Below are 18,568 nucleotides of genomic sequence, written 5' to 3' on the forward strand. Positions count from 1 at the left end.
CTTATAGCGCTTTGTGTTTTTTTACGATTGGTAAAATAGAATCAATGAGCGATGCCATAGCGCTTTGCTGCACTTCCATACAGCCAATTCTCAGCTACAAATAAGGCCGTGTCATAATCAATCCAGCCAGCTTCTACTTGCCCCCACAGGAAATCGCTCACAATCCGTTTGACAAGTAATATCTTGCCATAGCTCCACTCCATACAGCGGGCATCGGATACAATGAGCGAGCTTTTGATTGCCGGAAGCGCTTCTAACCGGTACTGCATACTATCTCGGTATGTACTTGCCCGAAAGTTAAACCACCAATGTCCGCCCACATGAACATTTGGAAAATTCCATGCCGCTTGCACAATATCCAGATTGTTGAGCTCTGAGGCCACCACAAGCTCGAATGTACAGGCATAGGCTTCAAACAAAGCAGATAGCTTCAAGATACGGGCCGGGTCATTGACCGGAGTGGCTGTTCCACACCAGGAACGTTCCACGCCGAGAAACAACTGAATGAGAAGTCCCCTCTGCTCAGCTGCAGCACCTAATTCGTGCAGAAGCATCATTAATATCTCATCCTTGGTGCTGCCTTGCCCGATCACAACCTTGCGGTTCGCCCTGGCTTCATAGCTCGGCAATGTCGTCATGATGCCCGCATAACCGGCTTCCTTGTATGTGTCCAATAGCTGAGTCAGTTTCTCACGCGCTTGAGCGAATGCCTCAGCCGGGTTATGCGACAACTCAACTTCTTTGACCCACCCGCCCAATTTACCGTCAATTCGCGGGATCAGTATGGCGTTCTCTCGCATGCCTTGGAACTCCGCATGCTCGGGTATATTCACGACGAATCTGCTGACGTTCATCCGGTCTGCGACCTCTTGTGCCCACGTGGCGCTTTGCGCAGTCTGTTTGACTGCGGCGTCTGCTTTCAGTACTGAGGCAGCGTCGCTGATCACAATGCCATATAGATTTTTGAAAATTTGGGTCAACACCACATTCATCATCGTGTTTCTTGATCCATGATAAGCTTCCAAAAAGGCAGCTATTCTTATATCCTCCGGGAGCTCCATGGCATTCGCCGGATAGCCGGCAGCCTGCAGCTCGCGAAACAGCCAGAAATAATGCGCAATCTCCCAGAAGTCGCTAGCACAGAGACGATCCCCCACAAGGTGGGTGTGAGTATCCAAAACAGGCAGCTGCATGATACGTTCCTCAAAAGCTTCCTTACCGTGTTTCATCTCCATATTCATTCCTTATCCTCCTCTATAACAACTATGTCCTGATGGTACAATGGTTACCCCATCTGTTCCATGGGGTAACTTCCGCTGGGTTGTGATTTTTTATGATGGCTTCCGATCACGAGATAAAAAAACCTGGCCGATGGCCAGGTTCTTGTCTAATGCCGTACGCTCGAGGATGGGGAACTAACTTCTCTTTGCTATCACTCGCTCGGATAGATACCAAGCCGCCATCTTCTCGTCTGTAAAGATGAAATACATTGTTACAGACACGATTTCACATCCCCTTGCATTTGCAACGATGAAAAATATCTTTACAGCTTTGTGTACTGCATGTGTGTTGTTGCACCTTTGCAACAATATGAATATGAATTGGCTACATCCATTTCAAAAAAATAAACCGCCTTAAGGAGGTTTCCTTAAGGCGGTTTGTCTTCATGCTATTTGACCTCACAGTCAATCATGACGTGAATGGTATCTCCTTTATGTTCATTCCTCAATTGGAATGCCCTGGCGACTTCCGCGAGGGGAACGACGTGAGTAATCATTTCCTCGGTGTTAACTAACCCGTCAAGGACCAGCCTCAGCCCTTCATCGAAGTAGCGTCGGTTATCGATGTCCCGCTTAGGCTCCGTAGAAGAGGATATCCAACCGTTTTTTATGAACCTTGAAGAAATCAACCGGTTTGTGACAGGTGCCGATGCAGCCGTACATTACAATACGTCCGTTCTGCGCTGCTGCATTAATAGCGTCTACCATACCTGCTCCTTCCAGAAGACAAGGAATGACCACGTCAAAGCCATCCGGGAAGTCTGCTCCCACGATATCCATGGTATCCGCATGTTCATGAGGGATTTTATAAGTATGCGTGGCGCCATATTTGCGTGCTAGCGCCAGTTTTTCGTCAAACAAATCCGTTACGACCAAATTTCTCGGGCTAAACATATTTATGACTTGAGTCATCACTAAACCGCTGACGCCTTGCCCAGTGATCAGCACGTTCTTATTAGGAGAAATGTCCCCGAGCTCTGCTGCATGGATGATGCCCGGAAGCACTTCAATCAGTGACCCTTCGATTAACGGCAGGTCTTTGGGCAAAACCTTAAGGGAAAAAGGGGTGCAGCATACATATTCGGCAAAAGCACCCCAAACGTACCGTAAAGCTACATGATCGCCTTCCTTGACACCAATCACATTAGGACCGACCTTATCAATAACCCCTGCAACTTCATGTCCCAGCCTGGTAGGGTACGAAATAAATTCAGGCTCGCGCGCACCACGGAATACCTCAACGTCACTTCCACAGATACCGACCCACTTGACCTTGACGCGTACTTCGCCTTCCTTGGGTTCCGGAATTAAAGCCCGTCTGACACTAATCTCTCCGATTGCATCCATAACCGCACACATCTGCGTTCCGGGGCCATCATAATCAACCAATTCCATAGGAGGAACGGACATTTTTCTAACCATCTGAGTATTTCTCCTTCCGATATAAAAGGACTCTGCGACCTGTTAGGCCATGACTTCCCACATTTTCTCGTTCACTTCATATGTCGTCTTTTCTTCTCGCTGGCTTCTGATGATGTCTTCAACCACTTCTTCCATCAACGCAAGATGGCCTTGTACAGAAGCTCCGGCAATATGGGGAGATAGAAGCACATTCGGCAGCGACCGGATAGGATGATCCACAGCAAGAGGCTCCTTCTCAAATACATCAAGTGCTGCAAAGAATCGTCCGCTTTGAAGTCCTTCCATAAATGCCTGCTCATCCACCACAGGACCTCTGGAAGAGTTAATGAAGACCGCACCATCCGGAATAAGTGCCAACAATTCACGGGTTAGCATTCTTTCCGTAGCGGGAAGCTTCGGCGCGTGCACCGAAATAATGGGGCAGCCCATTACTTCCTCTAATGTAGCCCGCTTAGCATTCAACCGTGCTGCCGCATCTTCCGTCAAATAGGGATCGTAAATGAGAACATTGACTTGAAACGGCGCAAGCAGCTTGATAAAAGCGCGAGCCGTAGAGCTAGCCGAAATGATGCCGACCGTGCTGCAGGTAAGCTCTCTTCCCTTCAAACCGGGAATCTTCCATTTCCCTTCCCGCATCGTGGAATCGAAAGCAGGCAAATACCGCAGAGATGTTAGCAGCGCCGCCAAGCAATATTCTCCTACACTTAACGCGATCCTCGGAGCTGCAGAGAATACTTTGACTCCTCGAGAGAAAATCTGCTTCGGAACAAGGTTCTTCACAGTTCCGGCCGCATGGCCAATAGCTCTAAGCTTGACGGCCTTCTCTAGCATTTCTTCTGTCAGGCTGGGGGATCCCCAACTGGAAATAATCACTTCAGCATCCGCAACCAGCGCTGATAACTCTTCTTGTGTATAGTCGCGTCCCGTCTCATTCCAGACCGGTTCGAAATAGTCATATATTCTCGCACGGCACGCCTCTGAACATACTTCATCCAAACGAGATTGCGGTGAAAGCACCAAGGTTTTTAACTTCATTGCAAAAGTCCTCCTTCGTTTTCCCATCAAGGATTAGAGCTGCACAACCTGACCAGTCCGCATCGATTCAAAACAACCATCGATGACCTTCATTACCTGGATGATTTCCCGGCCTGAAGCCAGAGGTTGACGTCCCTCTCGTATGGCGTCGGTAAATTCCTCAAGCTGCCATGTGAAATTAGAAAAGGTGGTTTCACAAGTTTCCAGCTTCTCTCCATTCAAACTAAGCTCATATTCGTCTTTCAGATGCAGCAAGCCGTTCGACCCGATTAAATACCGGTCGTAAATGCTGTTCTGCGTAGACCATATACGCTTTCCTGTAAGACCATCTTCATCCGTCGGGCGGCAGCCCGCGTTGAACGACATCCACACATTCGCCATCCGGCCTTCGCCAAAATTCATGGAAATGGCGACTTCATCTTCCCCCATCCAATTCGGGTTGTTGGAATGTCCTTGCGCATAGACCGACTGGGGGGCTCTGCCGTAAGCCCATAGCATATAGTCAAGAATATGGCTTCCCCAAAGCGGAATAATAAATCCGCCAATTTTCGATTCGTCCTTCCACCAATCTGCTGCCGGCTTATCCATATGCGCCAGAAGCATCGCGTTGATATTGATCAAATCGCCGATAGCCTTCTCTCTCACCTGACGGATCGATTCCATCACCGGTTTATAAAAACGGCGGCTTTGCCCGATCATTAAGGTAACGTTATTTGCTTCCGCAGCCTCTGCCATCTCCTCTGCTTCCTGCACATTCATCGCCATAGGCTTTTCAACCAGCACATGCTTGCCGGCACGAAGCGCCTTAATCGAATATTCCGCGTGAATATCATGCGGCAGAAGCAGCAGGAAAGCGTCGATATTCGGATCATTGACCGCGTCATCATAGGAAGTATAGGTTTTCACCCCTTCCCACTTTTCTGCTTCCGACTGCAGTTTACCTTCATCGCGGGTTACCAGCGCAACCAGCTCAATTTTATCAGTCAGCTCCCGTACTGCCGGAAGATGGGACTTCGATACGCGTCCTAATCCAACAACAGCCAATCGCAATTTTTGCAGCATGGACTCTCGACTCCTTTTCTCTGTTTACTTACCGTTTTTTCTATCCTGATAGGCCTTGTTGAACTCCTCGATCATCTTCATATAATTGGCGTCCATTTTGAACGTTTTAACCATAGCATCCCATGATTCGATCGGTTCTTTACCCATGATCACTTTAACTTTCATATCGTCCATCTTCTTCTTATAGTCCGGTCCCATTTTCAAATCGACTTCGGACAACAGACCGATCGATACATCTGCTACCCCATAATTTGCTCGATCGTCAACAATTTTCTTGTTACGCTCGAAGGTTGCTTTTGGCATACCTACGCGGTAGGCCCACAGGTATGGATCGAATCTTTCGAAGATTTTACCGAACGAGCTTTGCGATACACTGTCTTTGACAGCTTGCTCTGTAGCTGTTTTGAAGCCGTCTACCACCTTGAAGTGGATATCCTTAAAGCCGTAGCAGGCCAATTCAAAGCCTTCCTCCGATGCGCCGTAATCCATCAAAGCCAGGATTTTCTTCATTTTGGCTTCAGGAACTTTTTTCGGGATCACGTATAGCCCGGCAAATCCGGAACCCGTATGAACCATTTTCCCGGCTGGGCTTTCAAGATAATTCATAGCGACAAAATCGGCTTTCGGATCAAGCTTTTGTGCACCTTCCGTAGAACGGAAAACACCTTCCGTGGTATCCATTTGGACACCGACTTTGCCCGCTTTCGCCATGTTTTCAAAGTCGGTGGTTTTCATAGCAATGAAATCTTCAGGCAATATTTTATCCTTGTACATCTTATTTAAATAAATAAGTCCGTCTCTTGTTCCCTGTTCCAGATCGGTGTCAACCAGCTTGCCGCCCGCTTCTTTCCACTTACCGTTACTTTTGTTGAAAATATCGATCACTTTTTCCCAGTTCTTGCCGTTATAACCATACGTATCAGCCTTGCCGTTTTTGTCGGGGTCTTTATCAACAAATGCTTTTAATGCCGTGTAAAACTCATCCATCGTATGCGGCATCTTCAGCCCTACGTTATCCAACCAATCTTGGCGAATATTGAAGAAGCTGCTTCCATGGAGCGGACGTACCGACGGCAGGATGTATTGTTTGCCATTCACTTTGACACTGTCCATAATTTCTTTCGGATAAGCCGACAAATTTTTATAATCCTTCAGATAAGGCGTCAAATCCCAAAACGCGCCTTGCTTAATCATGTTAATCGCCTGCGTTTGTTTCATGTCCTTGATCTTCATCAAATCAGGCATGTCGCCCGATGCCAGCATAACGTTTTGCTTCTCTTCCCATGCATTTGGAGATGCCCAAGTAATATTCAGCTTGGTATTCGTGCGCTTCTCAAATTCCTTCGTAACTGGATTATCAGCTGCTGGAGGTTCCGGTGTGCTAAACTCCGTGAAAATGCTGATTTCCGTTGGTGTACCACTGTCAGCCGTAGCGGATGTTCCTGTTGTTGAAACTGGCGTTGCACCGCCGGAACAAGCCGATAGGACCGATGCTACCATGATGAATGCTAGAGATGCAGGCGCCGCTTTAGATGTGATGACCCTTCCTATTTCTTTCATATTAACCCTCCTCATTCATTTTAAAAAGATTATCCTTTCACCGAACCCAGCATGACGCCTTTGGCAAAATGCTTTTGTAGGAACGGATAAACACACAGGATTGGAAGCGTCGCTATAACGATTGCAGCCATTTTTAAAGTTTCGGTAGGGATACTTTGTTCTGCCATCATCTCCGCTGCTGCCGATCCCCCCGCTTGAGTCGATGAGTCGATCAACATATTGCGCAGCACGAGCTGAAGCGGCCATTTGGCATGATCATTGATGTATAATACCGCACTAAAGAATGTGTTCCAGTAAGCCACTGCGTAAAATAATCCGAATGCGGCAAGTGCGGGAAGTGACAGTGGAAGAACGATCCGGAAGAAAACGCCGATATCGGTTGATCCGTCAATGATAGCGGATTCCTCCAACTCAACCGGAATGCTGTCGAAGAAGCTTTTCATCAGGATGACGTACCATCCGCTGGTCAGCACCGGTAAAATCAATGACCAGATGCTGTTAATCAAGCCCAAATCGCGAACCAGCAAGTAAGGCGGGATCAATCCCGGACTGAACAAAAGTGTGATAAGAATCAATAGCATGATCAGTCTTCTACCCTGCAACCGCTTACGGGATAAACCATATGCGAGTGCAGCTGTTATCACCAGGCTGAGTGCGGTTCCGACAGTAGCTAGAAAACCACTGATCATAGTTGCGCTTTGAAAAGCCGACGTAGACAACAAATATTTGTAAGAATCCAATGTCCATTTTTCTGGAAATAAGATATAGCCTTGCTTCTGGATATACTCCGCCGGATCCGTAAAAGAAACGACAAATACATAATAAAGCGGAAAAAGCGTAATGATCGCTATAATGCCAAGCACAATGATATTCGCCGTATCAAAAATGCGGTCGCCTATGCTTCGTTTCATTATTCTCACCCCGTTTCTGATAGTTAGCGGTGATTAATAAACGCCTTCTTCGCCAAAACGTTTTGCCAGCTTATTGGCTGCAATAACCAGAATCAATCCAACCACCGATTTGAACAAACCGACAGCGGTACTGAAGCTGAATTGTCCCTGCTGAATACCGAGACGATAAACGTAAGTTTCAAATACATCCGCGACATTGGACACTGCGCCGTTCATCATCAAAAATACTTGCTCGAAACCTACGTCCATAATATGACCGAGCTTTAAAATGAACAAAACGACAATGACACTGCGGATTGCGGGCAGCGTTACGTGCCAGGCTTGCCGGATACGGTTGGCTCCGTCCATTTTAGCCGCTTCATACTGCTGAGGATCCACGCCCGCAATAGCGGCTAGGAAAATGATCGTTCCCCATCCGGCTTCTTTCCAGACGTTCTGTACGGTAAGCAGTACCCAGAAATTATTTTCATTCGTTAAAAAGTCATATTTGGCAGCCCCTAAACTGACTAGCATCTTATTGACAATGCCCGACGACTGCGACAACAACAAGAAGGTAATCCCTGCGATAATAACCCACGAAAGAAAGTGTGGCATATACACGATCGATTGGATCCACTTTTTGTAGATTGCATTGCGCAGTTCGTTCAATAAAAGTGAAAGTATGATCGGCAGCGGAAAAAAGAACACCAGGCTCAGCAAGCTGATAGCCATCGTATTTCGAAATAAAAGGTAGAAGTCGTGGTTTGAAAAAAAGCGGATAAAATGGTCAAAGCCAACCCACTGACTTCCGGTTACACCTAGGTATGGCGAGTAATCTTGGAAAGCGATGACGACTCCCCACATAGGAACATATTTGAATATCAGAAAAAACAACACGCCAGGAGCAATCAACAAATAAAGAAATTTGTCTCGTCTAAGTCCGTGCATCACATGCTTCCATCTGCTTTGCGGTGCGGTTTTTGCGAGACTGCTTAAATACAATTCACTCTGAGCTGCCATGGTACTGCACCTCCTTCATTACTTAAAAAGCGACTTCGCGTAAGCAAGATCTTCGGTGATGTAGCGGTCTTTATTGGCAAGATCCGTGTATTCCGCAGTCAAACAGACAACGCCGGCATAGTTTCGTTCTTTCACATAAGCAGCAATCCTTGGCCAGTGGGCCATTCCATGCCGTCCGGTCGTAAAATGACGCTTCCACTCGGCTGTTTCGGCTTCAGGTCCGTTGCTTCGAATAAAGAAACCGTTTTTCAGATTCACCATCGCAAGGTGGGACCAAACGATGTCTAATCCATATTCAGGCTGCTGTCCCGCGAATGCGTCGTGCGCAGCATCCCAGACTACACCGATATGGCCCGGGCTGAGGTTATCCATCAACCTCATAATTCCATTGGAATCGATGATAAAGTTTCCGTAATGCTGCTGGACGCCGACCTTCACGCCGTACTTCACGCAAAGCGGGACAAGCTCTTCCAACATCCGCTTGGTCCTTTCTTCCGTCGCCTTATAGCCGTCCTGATCTATGTTGGCCATGATCCGGATAAGCGGCACTCCAGCCTCCGCACATGCGGCGAAAATCGATTCATCGGTTGAAGCGGCAACGCTGTATATGTTGACCCCTTGTTCACCGAGCTGCTTAGCGAATTCCGGCAGCGTTTTCTGGGCGGTTTCAGGCTCAACCTGAAACCCGGCACGCACAGGAAGCTCGATGCCGTCAAAGCCGATACCGCTTACAAAGCGGGCCAGCTCGGGAGCCGGTTTATCTTTCCAATGTTTGACAAAGAGTGAAAAAGAAAATGGCTTTTCTGAATTTTCCACAGCAGCGCTACACTCCCTCAGTCGAACTTTTTATACGTTGACATTAGATTTTGTGATACTTAGCAATTGCTGCACATCCTTATAACATTGCTGCGCTAACACGGTATGTACAGGAAGATCGGAGCCAGGCTTGCTAACACTTTCAACAGTGAGGTAGCCGCTGTACCCGATTTGCTCCAGCCCGCGGAAAACTTCGTACCAGTCGATGCCGCCTTGATTAATAAGCCGGTGACAAAAATATTGTGCTTCATGTTTGCCCTGTTTAGGCACGACCCGGTGGTATCGGCCGATATGCGGCACATAGTCACTATATTCGAAAGCCCAAGGATACTGGTTTCCTTTCAATTCCACGATGTCTTTGATATGAACATTGAAGAGGTATGGTTTTAAGCGTTTAATGGTTTCTATACCATAATCTGTCGGTACCTGATACAAGTTGACCGGATCCATGATCAGCCCTACATTACTTCGCCCTACCGCTTCAACAAAGGCGATTGACGAATCCGCAGTATCACATAGTGTTCCATGGTGCATTTCAATAACCGCTCGGATATTGCGTTTGCTTGCGGCATCGGCACAGAGTTGAAACCACTTCACAGCTTTCGCAAAATCATCCTTGGATACCTCATCGGAATGCTGGAATCCTGGATTCAATCTCATCATGCCGCATCCGATCGTTGATGCAAAATTGAGATAGCGCTCCCATTTCAGAAACTCGGCATTATTTTCCTCCTCCGTATTACAGGCAAAATTTCCTACAAACAATGACAGATTAATAGGCGTTAGACGATAGCCTTCAAGCAAATCTTTAATTTGCTCCGCCCGTTCTTGCGGAATATGACCGTCTTTCAACTCACCAACACCACGAATCTCCACACCCTCATAGCCAATAGCAGCCGCATCTTTCAAAAAATGCTCGATTGTAGAATCATCATACATATTACCGCCTAAGACAATCATTGTTTTCATCCTATCCCCTCCGTAATAGCGCTTACATTAGTATGAGGATATCATAATTCAATCGCGATACTTATGTCAATATTCAAATTAAGTTTTATTTTTTAAAGAGATTAATAATGAAACATGACCCTTTTAGGTAAAAATATATTGAACTTTGTTCTGTTTTTTATTAAAGTGAGTACACTACCCTTATAACTATAGGTTCAGGTATAATCGATTTAATGACATAATGATATAGCGACGGTGAAGTTCATGATAATTCCTAACAAAAGTGATCAAAAGGGCAGCAAAACCAGTATCATTCAAGCCTTGCGCATGCATGGATCCATGCCTCGGATTAAATTGACCAAAGTTACGGAACTGAGCAGGGCTACCATCTCTTCAACGATTTCCGAGCTAATGGATTGGAATCTTGTCAAAGAAACGGAAAAAGCCCCATCCACGGGTGGGCGTCCAGCTATTTCTCTAGAGCTTGTGCCAGGATCCCATGGCATTATGGGTGCCGATTTGGACAATCAAGTATGGACGCTAGGCGTGTTTGACTTACTTGGCAATGTCCTGCATATGACGAAAATACCAGTCAGCTCGTCCCAACCCGAGACAGCGATCCAGGAGTTGACTGATCAAACCTCAAAGTTTGTTAAGGAATTGGACATAGAGGTCATCAAATTGTTCGGTCTGGGGGTACCCGGTCTTGTCGATACGAGACGAGGTATTATTAGGAGCGCATCAGATTTGGGCTGGTCTAACGTGGACATCGAGGAAATGGTAAGCAAAAAGCTTGGTTGGCCCACCGTGGCCATAAACAGGCATCGCGCCCGCGGGCTTGCCGAATGCCGATTCGGTTCGGGAAGCGGCTACAAGCATATGATTTATGTCGGGGTCGGCTCCGGCATAGCTGCCGGAATCTTTAATGATCGGCAGTTGGTGTCCGGTTCATTCGGCGGGGCAGGTGAGCTCGGGCATATTACGGTTGAACCAGACGGACCTGTATGTCCTTGTGGAAATAACGGATGTTTGCACTTGTACGCTACGGCTTCAGCGATCGAACAGGAAGCCCGCAGACAGCTTCGCTCCAGACAAGAGGAAAGTTTGCTTAACGGCATAGTACCAGGAAACGATCTCCAACTTCTTCAGGCAAGGGACGTTTGCTTGGCCGCAGATCAGGGCGATGAATTAGCGATACGCGTCGTTAACCATGCCGCCACTTATCTAGGTATTGCTTTGGCTAATCTGGTCAATTTGCTGAATCCCGAAGCTATCATTCTTGGGGGATCCATTCCGAGCATGTGCTGCACATATGTACAAACCGCCACTAAAGTAATGAAGCAGCGGTCCATGATGGCCCTCTCTGCCGGAATAGCGGTAGACACCGCCGTATTGCCCGAAATCGGCGGAGCACTCGGTGCAATCAATTATGCGCTTGATCAACATTTTTCTTTTACAATGATTCAGTAAAAACAAACCTTCACTTTAGGATTGCATAGCCCTTTTTGCTCCATAAATAGGAAAGAGCACTGACCTATTAGTCAGTGCTCTTTCCTATTTATGGAGGCGAGTCATGGCTTGGCAAATCCACATTCATTGAAGCAAATCGTTAGGACCGTTCCATAAGCGTTTACTTATGATCTCAGCTACTAAGAGTATGATAAAATTCACTCCAGCACAATATAAGAAATCCCACCATACGAGAGTGTACAGCACTCCGAATATTTCAAGAATCATATTAACGCCAAATACGACAGCTACAGACAGTATGTACTTGGGCCAACTATATTTCCACTTTAACTTCAACACCCACACGAAGAAAATACTGGTAAGCATCAAAGATAGTGACAAAAAAGCGGTTGTATCATGAGAGCGATTTTCGAACCAACCGAGATTATAATATCTGCTGTTGAAAAACTGGATGGAGACAATCGTTGGCGGTGTTGGAGAAAACCGGTATTGATCGCGATAGCATCTTGGTTGTACCCATGGATCAATATCACAAGGATCCAAAAAAACTTGCACTTCGAGCTGTGGACATTCAAGCCAGGGCGTTCGAGGTCGGTATGGCTGTCGCAACGGCTTCTTGTGTTATTGGGACAAGCGTAGGCTTTATATTACATTGGGGTCCGATTGCATGGGGGCTGATTTCCGCGGTTGTAGGCTTTGCCATTGGATTTGGGGCGGTTCGCTTGGCCAGGATGCTCAAAGGCGAACGGGCAATAGCATGTTCACCTCGAAGGCCCGTTCCGGAGATTGCCGTTATCCTACAATGCTGTGAAACAAAGTCTGCTGCAATCCATGATGTTCTGTGGCAGTATCGAGCTATATCGGTTGGGGACTCGACGGAGCCTGCTTCGTCGTGAATTTGATCCAATTACATACCCAAATCCCTGCTGAATCATTAGAAACTTATATCCAATTTTTGATTACGGTATTTTAGAATTACTGATAAGATTCTTACTTTAGAGATAGCACAAAGGGAGTTCACCGAATTTGTGAGCTCCCTTTGTGTTGTGGTTTATTTTTCCAACGTCATCTCTTTGCCTCTAAACGACCCTAATACTCACATAAAGCTCTCAATTAAGCCTCTTCTAGCCGTACAAACCTCCTACCAATCGGGGGCAATGACGATAAGGTCCAACCGGGACTTGGATCAGGCTGGTTAATCCTCGCGAAGCCATCTTATAGATCTCATCACACAATCTGGCATCAAATCCGAGAAGCGGATGTCCCCCTATTCCGATAGCGGTTGCCGCCAACAATAAACGCTGCACGAGCATCCCCGCTTCCATCTGTTGGATGCGGTATCCCCTATACCCCAGAGCACTTACGAGATGCTCTTTGTCTCCTGCCACATGAAAGCATAGCGGAACTTGAAACAGGTTCACGTTATCGGAAGGCATTCCCTGCTGCAGCCTGAGCCGATGATCTCCATGACGTACCCGCCGTAACGTATGAGCAGCACTGTCATAATGGTAAGCGCCGTCCGGAATGCCGTCAATGTTATACAAACAGCCGTACAGTGAGACGCGTGAAACGGGGTTCTCCTGTGCTCCATCCAAATCATTCCGATACCTGAAGGAAGCCGTAGCCTCCTGCAGCAGCAAGGCCAACTGTTCTTGGCTTACCTTGCCCATTACAAAATCACCGTCGGGTGAAAACCGCTTTCGACTTACTGACGCCAGATCGTACAAGAGCCGCTCTACGCGGGGCAGAGGCACCGGGTTATCTTCGCAGTGAACGATCTTATCTTCCCCAATTCGCCGTAAAGGCCGAAGCGATTCCAATAGGGATGCTTCGTTCATCTTGATTAGCATCGGAAACTCCTTGACCCGTCGGGAACGGACGTAGTGATCATGCTGAACCATTGGCATCTCCCGGCATAATTCGGTGGCGGAGATAACTCCCTCTCCCTCCTTCCTATTAGCAAACCAAGAGATCGAAGGTTCCACCGAAAGCGGAATTACCGCATACACACTCTCCTCTCGTTCCGATACCCCGAGTAGATGATTCACGGCCCGATCAAGGAACTGGAAATACACCCCAGATGCAAAGCCAAACCGTTTGGCTACTTCCAATAGCTGCCCAATCAGCGCACCCGCATCCAGTCCTTGCAGGCGGTAGGAAAAGTTATTGTATTTAAAGAAGTTTTTCCAAAACAGGGTCGACACAAAAACAGCACCAAAGCAGCCAGACACATCACAGCGTTTGCCAAGAGACCGGGCTAAGTATGAATCGAAATTGCCTTCGCGCAGCAACACCAGACGGTGGTGCGCCACATCATAATGATATACCCCTGCTGGCAAATCATCTAGCTTCAGATACACATATAATTCATTCGGATATAAGGCTCCCCCTGAGGGAACAAACCGCCGGTACAACTGCAGCAGACCCATGTTTTGTACCATGGAATTCGAGGCAGGAATTGACTGGGACAATTGCGTGAGCCCGAATATGTACCAGAGAAAATGGCCGATTCGACGAAGGTCGGGTTTTACCGGCGCTTCGCCGCCTTCAAGCGTCAGGGGTACTTCCGGAGATAACGGAACCGCAGACAAACCGCGGTAGAGCTTATACGCAAGCGGTTTGTCTTCCCAGTCCACCACCAAGTCCGGCGGTTTGGTCTTGTCAATGTCATAATGCAGATTGTGCAGAAATGCCTCCAGACTCAGACTCAGACTCATCCTTCTCCCTCCTGATAGGAACGAGGGTGTCAACCACGCCACGTTTCTATATTTGATACCGACGGTTGGTAGTCTGATTTGCGTGGACTAAAACCCTATGGAAACGGATGCGGATATGGATTGAGATGTTCTAACTTCAGCGGCTGCTTCGCATACCCGAGTTCCACCGGTACTCTCAACACCCGCTCCAACCCTTCCACGCGGGTAAAGTGATGTCCGAATGTCATCGGCAGCATCCCCGGGATCAGCACTTTCACGCAATGCAGTCCATTCCGTTTGATTTCCGGCGCTGTCAGATCCACCACGATCACATCGAGATTCATTCGGCGGAATGTCTTAAGAATATCCTTCAGATCATCCGTTAAATCGGCATGCCTTGCCTCTCGCTTGAATTCCTCTTCAAACGTTCGCAACGGGCGATTTTCATCCAGCAGAAATTGCAAGCGCTCCTGTGCTTGCGGCAAACCGTACATTAGTGAATGATCCTCCATCTGCCGCACCAGGGAGGAATCGTGAAACATACGAACATACGATTCCCGGTTCGCCTCAAATTTCTTATCAAGATTCAGTACCATGCCGGCCAACTCGTGAACCGCGCCTTTCATTGCCCGTACTGGATCAGGATGAGCCCCGGCCGCACAGATCAGATTCACTCCTGTTTGTTTCCTGTTTTTCGCCACCCCCCAAACGCTTGGAATCCCGTGCTCCATCGTCGAGTTAAAGAAATACACATCAAACCCCGCAACTGCCCGTAATCGATCGATCATCAACTGCAATTCTCGGTCGTTAGCAGAATAAGGGTCAAGGCGTGGGAGAGGCAGCTGCGCATACCAAGTCATCAGAAACGAATCTCGCTCCACTACTTCCAATATGCCGTAAAAAATAGCCTCCTCCAAACTTCCTCCTAATGCGCATCCATTGGAAGACTCGAACACAAAACCATGCCCGCAGCCCATGCTGTAATAGGCGAGCTGCTCCGGAACCAGAATCGGACGCTCTTGCAAAAACGAATAGCCCCATACCCAATCGATTGGGTGATCAGGATTGAATGTTGTGAACGGAAACCCCGGCTGAGCATACTGTTCCTTCGTATGCACCCCTACCTTGACAGGGTCGAGCGCTTGATCTTTCAGATTGCGGAAGCAGCCATGGACTACCGTTCGTTTGCCTCGGGGTGCTAGACCGCAGTACCGCTCCAATCCCTCCAAAATGGCGGTCAACTCGCTCACCGCATAGGAATGAGTCCGACCTGCCGCTCCAACGTCTTCTGTGAACAACGGCAGATTCACACTCACATCGGCAAATGGCGACTCAAGATCAACCATTTTCCCATTCAAAAAGCCAGCCCGATAATCCAGATAGTCTCTAGTCAAGACTTTATTCAGGTCATCCATCGGGCGGGAGCGGTAACTCTCCGTGCTGATCTTCGGACTTGGTTGCAGCGAAATGTGGGCTGCTGTCGAAGAATCGTCAGGCAATCGACTACAAACTGGACACAGCGGGTCTGGGAGAAAGAAGTGAAGTGTGTTCTCCAGCGTTTTCAGATTGATCAAAAACACCTTCCCTGCCGAGTGAACTGGATCGCCTTGCAGCATCCTCCGTGCCTCTACCACCAGCAGGTGAGCCACCTGCAAAAGTCCTGTACGCGACGCCCATGCATCACACGGCATTCCCCCCTGTGCCACCAGCCTCTGCTGCAGCTTCTGCATTTCCTTGCGCTCACGTCCCGCCATGAGGAGCCGCGTGTCTGCACACTGGGAGCACCCGCTTGTACCAGGACGAACCAGAGGCCCGATCAATCCCTCACCAAAGGAAACGAAGCCGCGCAACCAAGGGATGCCGGCTGGCTGCAGCAGCTCTTCCGCCTTTTGATGAATGTAAGGATGCCAAGCATCGTGCAGCACCAGAGCCAAGTCCACCGCTTCCGGTACTCCCGCCTCGAAATCGATCTGACGTACAACCTCGAATTGGGCTGACAGTTCACCGTACACACAGTCCGCCAAAACCCCTTCTCCAACAATCACAACGACAGCGCTCACCAGGATCCCTCCTCACGCAGCACCACGCCAAATACCCCAGCCACTTCCTCTTTCAAAAACGGTTCTACTGCCAGATCGAAGACCAATAGCCGCTTACCGTTCCGTTCCAAGACCTGCAGGGCGGACTGCAGAATTTCCGATTTTGCCGTCTTTTCACTTGAGGGGATCTCGAGGCTTAGCGGTGCCTGTTCTTCAAGACGCACGGACGAAACTCCCAATGCTTGCGTTTGGAGGCAATCCGGTTGGTTTTGCGCTTCCAACAGAGCCTGTCGTAAAGCCTTCCGCAACGCCAGGGTCACATTCAAGTCTACATAGCCATACCAGCAATCGTTCGTACCGACCCACACTACAGGAAATCCGGACACATTCTCTCCCAACCCAATCATCGGTGCTCCCTTCATCGTCGTCAAAGCCTGCAAATAAAACTGGCAGTGTTTATCTTCTATCGCAGACAACTGTACTCGAAAGACAGAAGGCAACTGACATGCCTGTTGATTGCCCAGTACCTCGGCCAAACACCTTTGCAGCCCTCGGCCAATGCCTTCCGCAACCGTTTCTCCCACTCCAACGCCGATAAATTCATGAGGTTCTATCCTGCTGCCCTCATCTTCCTCATGGGAAGATGATGTCGAAACGAGCAGGCCGGCCATTCGCGACACATACGCTTCAATCCCGGTCAGCCCTGCTTCCCGTCGCGCTCCCTCATGCGTCAAATCGTTACAAACAATGTCAGGCAGCAGCCCAGCCGGTCCTTCCGATAGCGGATCGACTGCTTTAACGCGACACTGAGAGAGTGGCAGCTGTTTTAAGTCACCCTCCTCCCAAATATGGAAAATCCCTGATTCCGCCGATGTTAACTGGCTGAAGTAAGGAAGCAATCCGTTCTCACTTTTGCCTAATCTCCGTTCGAGCTGTTGATCGAAATCGTGAATCCTTCCAGCTGCGGTACGTCCGGTTATAAGCGGATGGGGCCTGAACGAATGCCATTTTCCTTCCAAAGTCTCCAGATTAAGCAGGTAGAATTGATTACTTTGGTCCGAATCGTTCGCTCCCGTCATCCTTTTTAATAATTCAAAGACAATCACATTCGTTAACATCGCTCCCGCTGTGGAAGAAATGGTGTGCAGCTGAGGGTCTTTACAAATCGCGGATTCGTGTATGCTGCGCCACGCTGACTCCCAGCACCCTTCAAAGTCCGGATGCACTAGCGGACCTGCCAGACCCACCTGTTGCACACGTACAGCGGGAAGAAACACCTTCTTCTCCTTTCTGCAAACCGCATGAAGAACCCGCAGTTCCTCGATATCACCCTCCCCTGATACAAATAAAATCGAATCAAACGGCCTCACAACCTCCCGCCAATTACTAACCCCCTTCTTCTGAAGGGTAACCTCCTCTATGGCTACTTTCGTGTCTGTTTTACGGGCATGTGCGGCCAGTTCTAGCATCCGTTGCCGATGGGTCGGCTCTGAACCCGAGACCAGTACGTGAAACTTGGGCAATCCGGATTCTAACAGCGCAGAAACCGCTGAGATCAACAATGGACCTGAGCCGACCAGCAATACTTTAGCCTGACGATAGGACTGAAACCGGTAAGCACCCGAATCACCGAAATTGTCCAAAAATTCAATCTGAGAAGCATATTTCTGGAGAACCTCATCCGGCAATTGATGTGGAGTGTCTTGGCTCACATCCCGAACAAAGCCATTACGATACAACATTTCTGCAATTCCATATACCTGGTTCCGGTGTTGGTCCGGCAATCCGTCTGTCAAATCCTCCAACCTATACTCCCCGTTGAATATCGGTATCAGTTTTTCAATCCACTGATCGATCAACTCGCCTTCCATGCGGAACGAGCTTACATTGTTACGAAAATACACACTACCGTTTGGATCAGGGAGAAAAAACGTATCCCTATTCACCTTCAGTCGCATCGAAGGGTTCAAATTTGTCATTCTTTTCCTCCTCCGTGAGCTGTTCTCATGCCCTAACTCTTCACAAGTAATCTTATGTACAGCTATTTGTCCCTCATGTCTCATTCTTTATGAGCTCTTCCTGCAGCCAATTCAGTGAAGTGCACCCTTACTTAGACATGGGAAAAACCCCTGGGTCGCTGTCGCTGCAGGGGCTTCGCTTCTCATTAAGTAGTCATTGTCTTCCGCCTGGAAGCAAGCAATTACGGGTATAAACGTTACCTTATCGGCAAAAACAATCTCAACGGCCTCCATGGTGACAGTTATGATGGCAGTTGTGGCAGTTATGATGACAGTTATGGCAATTGTGGCAGTTATGACAATTGTGACAGT

Annotated in this window: 14 protein-coding genes; 2 read left to right on the forward strand and 12 right to left on the reverse strand. The window is 48.2% G+C overall.

Annotation, left to right across the window (positions count from 1 at the left end; all coding sequences use genetic code 11):
• Window positions 1-41: 41 nt before the first annotated feature.
• The 9 genes from QFZ81_RS27405 to QFZ81_RS27445 all read right to left on the reverse strand — a co-directional run bounded on the left by QFZ81_RS27405 (window position 42) and on the right by QFZ81_RS27445 (window position 10,054).
• Window positions 42-1,241: a glucuronate isomerase gene (locus tag QFZ81_RS27405; protein WP_307605442.1), complete on the reverse strand. Its 1,200-nt coding sequence runs from the start codon at window positions 1,239-1,241 to the stop codon at window positions 42-44.
• A 612-nt stretch (window positions 1,242-1,853) separates the two neighbouring features.
• A complete protein-coding gene (locus QFZ81_RS27410) occupies window positions 1,854-2,702 on the reverse strand; it encodes a zinc-dependent alcohol dehydrogenase (protein WP_307605443.1) in 849 nt (282 codons plus the stop codon).
• A 42-nt stretch (window positions 2,703-2,744) separates the two neighbouring features.
• Window positions 2,745-3,737, reverse strand: coding sequence for a hydroxyacid dehydrogenase (locus QFZ81_RS27415; RefSeq protein WP_307439513.1), 993 nt, complete (start codon window positions 3,735-3,737; stop codon window positions 2,745-2,747).
• Window positions 3,738-3,770: 33 nt separating this feature from the next.
• Window positions 3,771-4,799: a Gfo/Idh/MocA family protein gene (locus QFZ81_RS27420; RefSeq protein WP_307439510.1), complete on the reverse strand. Its 1,029-nt coding sequence runs from the start codon at window positions 4,797-4,799 to the stop codon at window positions 3,771-3,773.
• A 24-nt stretch (window positions 4,800-4,823) separates the two neighbouring features.
• Window positions 4,824-6,359 carry a type 2 periplasmic-binding domain-containing protein gene (locus QFZ81_RS27425; RefSeq protein WP_307605444.1) on the reverse strand — a complete coding sequence of 512 codons (1,536 nt, stop codon included), beginning with the start codon at window positions 6,357-6,359 and terminating at the stop codon, window positions 4,824-4,826.
• A 29-nt stretch (window positions 6,360-6,388) separates the two neighbouring features.
• Window positions 6,389-7,270: a carbohydrate ABC transporter permease gene (locus QFZ81_RS27430; protein ID WP_307605445.1), complete on the reverse strand. Its 882-nt coding sequence runs from the start codon at window positions 7,268-7,270 to the stop codon at window positions 6,389-6,391.
• A gap of 33 nt (window positions 7,271-7,303) precedes the next feature.
• Window positions 7,304-8,269 carry an ABC transporter permease gene (locus tag QFZ81_RS27435; protein ID WP_307439504.1) on the reverse strand — a complete coding sequence of 322 codons (966 nt, stop codon included), beginning with the start codon at window positions 8,267-8,269 and terminating at the stop codon, window positions 7,304-7,306.
• An 18-nt stretch (window positions 8,270-8,287) separates the two neighbouring features.
• Window positions 8,288-9,085, reverse strand: a complete 798-nt coding sequence (locus QFZ81_RS27440; RefSeq protein ID WP_307605446.1) for a sugar phosphate isomerase/epimerase family protein — start codon at window positions 9,083-9,085, stop codon at window positions 8,288-8,290.
• Window positions 9,086-9,115: 30 nt separating this feature from the next.
• On the reverse strand, window positions 9,116-10,054 hold the full coding sequence (locus QFZ81_RS27445) for a sugar phosphate isomerase/epimerase family protein (protein ID WP_307439499.1): 939 nt from the start codon (window positions 10,052-10,054) through the stop codon (window positions 9,116-9,118).
• A 243-nt stretch (window positions 10,055-10,297) separates the two neighbouring features.
• Here QFZ81_RS27445 and QFZ81_RS27450 point away from each other — a divergent pair, with 243 nt between their 5' ends.
• Together QFZ81_RS27450 and QFZ81_RS27455 are read left to right on the forward strand one after the other, a co-directional pair.
• Window positions 10,298-11,503: an ROK family protein gene (locus QFZ81_RS27450; protein WP_307439497.1), complete on the forward strand. Its 1,206-nt coding sequence runs from the start codon at window positions 10,298-10,300 to the stop codon at window positions 11,501-11,503.
• 464 nt (window positions 11,504-11,967) lie between these two features.
• The gene (locus tag QFZ81_RS27455) at window positions 11,968-12,399 is read left to right on the forward strand and encodes a hypothetical protein (protein WP_307439494.1); all 432 of its coding nucleotides are present in this window, start codon (window positions 11,968-11,970) and stop codon (window positions 12,397-12,399) included.
• 228 nt (window positions 12,400-12,627) lie between these two features.
• On the opposite strand, the gene QFZ81_RS27460 is transcribed toward QFZ81_RS27455, so the two are convergent.
• From QFZ81_RS27460 to QFZ81_RS27470, 3 genes are all read right to left on the reverse strand, one after another.
• On the reverse strand, window positions 12,628-14,208 hold the full coding sequence (locus tag QFZ81_RS27460) for a SagB family peptide dehydrogenase (protein WP_307449444.1): 1,581 nt from the start codon (window positions 14,206-14,208) through the stop codon (window positions 12,628-12,630).
• 107 nt (window positions 14,209-14,315) lie between these two features.
• Window positions 14,316-16,259, reverse strand: coding sequence for a TOMM precursor leader peptide-binding protein (locus QFZ81_RS27465; RefSeq protein WP_307605447.1), 1,944 nt, complete (start codon window positions 16,257-16,259; stop codon window positions 14,316-14,318).
• Window positions 16,256-18,217 (reverse strand): putative thiazole-containing bacteriocin maturation protein, encoded by a 1,962-nt coding sequence (locus QFZ81_RS27470; protein WP_307605448.1) that lies wholly within the window; start codon window positions 18,215-18,217, stop codon window positions 16,256-16,258. The genes QFZ81_RS27465 and QFZ81_RS27470 overlap by 4 nt, the downstream gene beginning before the upstream one ends.
• Window positions 18,218-18,568: the final 351 nt, after the last annotated feature.

The sequence above is a fragment of the Paenibacillus sp. V4I9 genome, from assembly GCF_030817295.1.
Classification (GTDB): domain Bacteria; phylum Bacillota; class Bacilli; order Paenibacillales; family NBRC-103111; genus Paenibacillus_E.

Excerpts from the sequence above, each read along its gene's own strand:
- QFZ81_RS27405 (WP_307605442.1), bottom strand. The coding sequence starts at position 1,241 with ATGAATATGGAGATGAAACACGGTAAGGAAGCTTTTGAGGAACGTATC.
- QFZ81_RS27410 (WP_307605443.1), bottom strand. The coding sequence starts at position 2,702 with ATGGTTAGAAAAATGTCCGTTCCTCCTATGGAATTGGTTGATTATGAT.
- QFZ81_RS27415 (WP_307439513.1), bottom strand. The coding sequence starts at position 3,737 with ATGAAGTTAAAAACCTTGGTGCTTTCACCGCAATCTCGTTTGGATGAA.
- QFZ81_RS27420 (WP_307439510.1), bottom strand. The coding sequence starts at position 4,799 with ATGCTGCAAAAATTGCGATTGGCTGTTGTTGGATTAGGACGCGTATCG.
- QFZ81_RS27425 (WP_307605444.1), bottom strand. The coding sequence starts at position 6,359 with ATGAAAGAAATAGGAAGGGTCATCACATCTAAAGCGGCGCCTGCATCT.
- QFZ81_RS27430 (WP_307605445.1), bottom strand. The coding sequence starts at position 7,270 with ATGAAACGAAGCATAGGCGACCGCATTTTTGATACGGCGAATATCATT.
- QFZ81_RS27435 (WP_307439504.1), bottom strand. The coding sequence starts at position 8,269 with ATGGCAGCTCAGAGTGAATTGTATTTAAGCAGTCTCGCAAAAACCGCA.
- QFZ81_RS27445 (WP_307439499.1), bottom strand. The coding sequence starts at position 10,054 with ATGAAAACAATGATTGTCTTAGGCGGTAATATGTATGATGATTCTACA.
- QFZ81_RS27450 (WP_307439497.1), top strand. The coding sequence starts at position 10,298 with ATGATAATTCCTAACAAAAGTGATCAAAAGGGCAGCAAAACCAGTATC.
- QFZ81_RS27470 (WP_307605448.1), bottom strand. The coding sequence starts at position 18,217 with ATGACAAATTTGAACCCTTCGATGCGACTGAAGGTGAATAGGGATACG.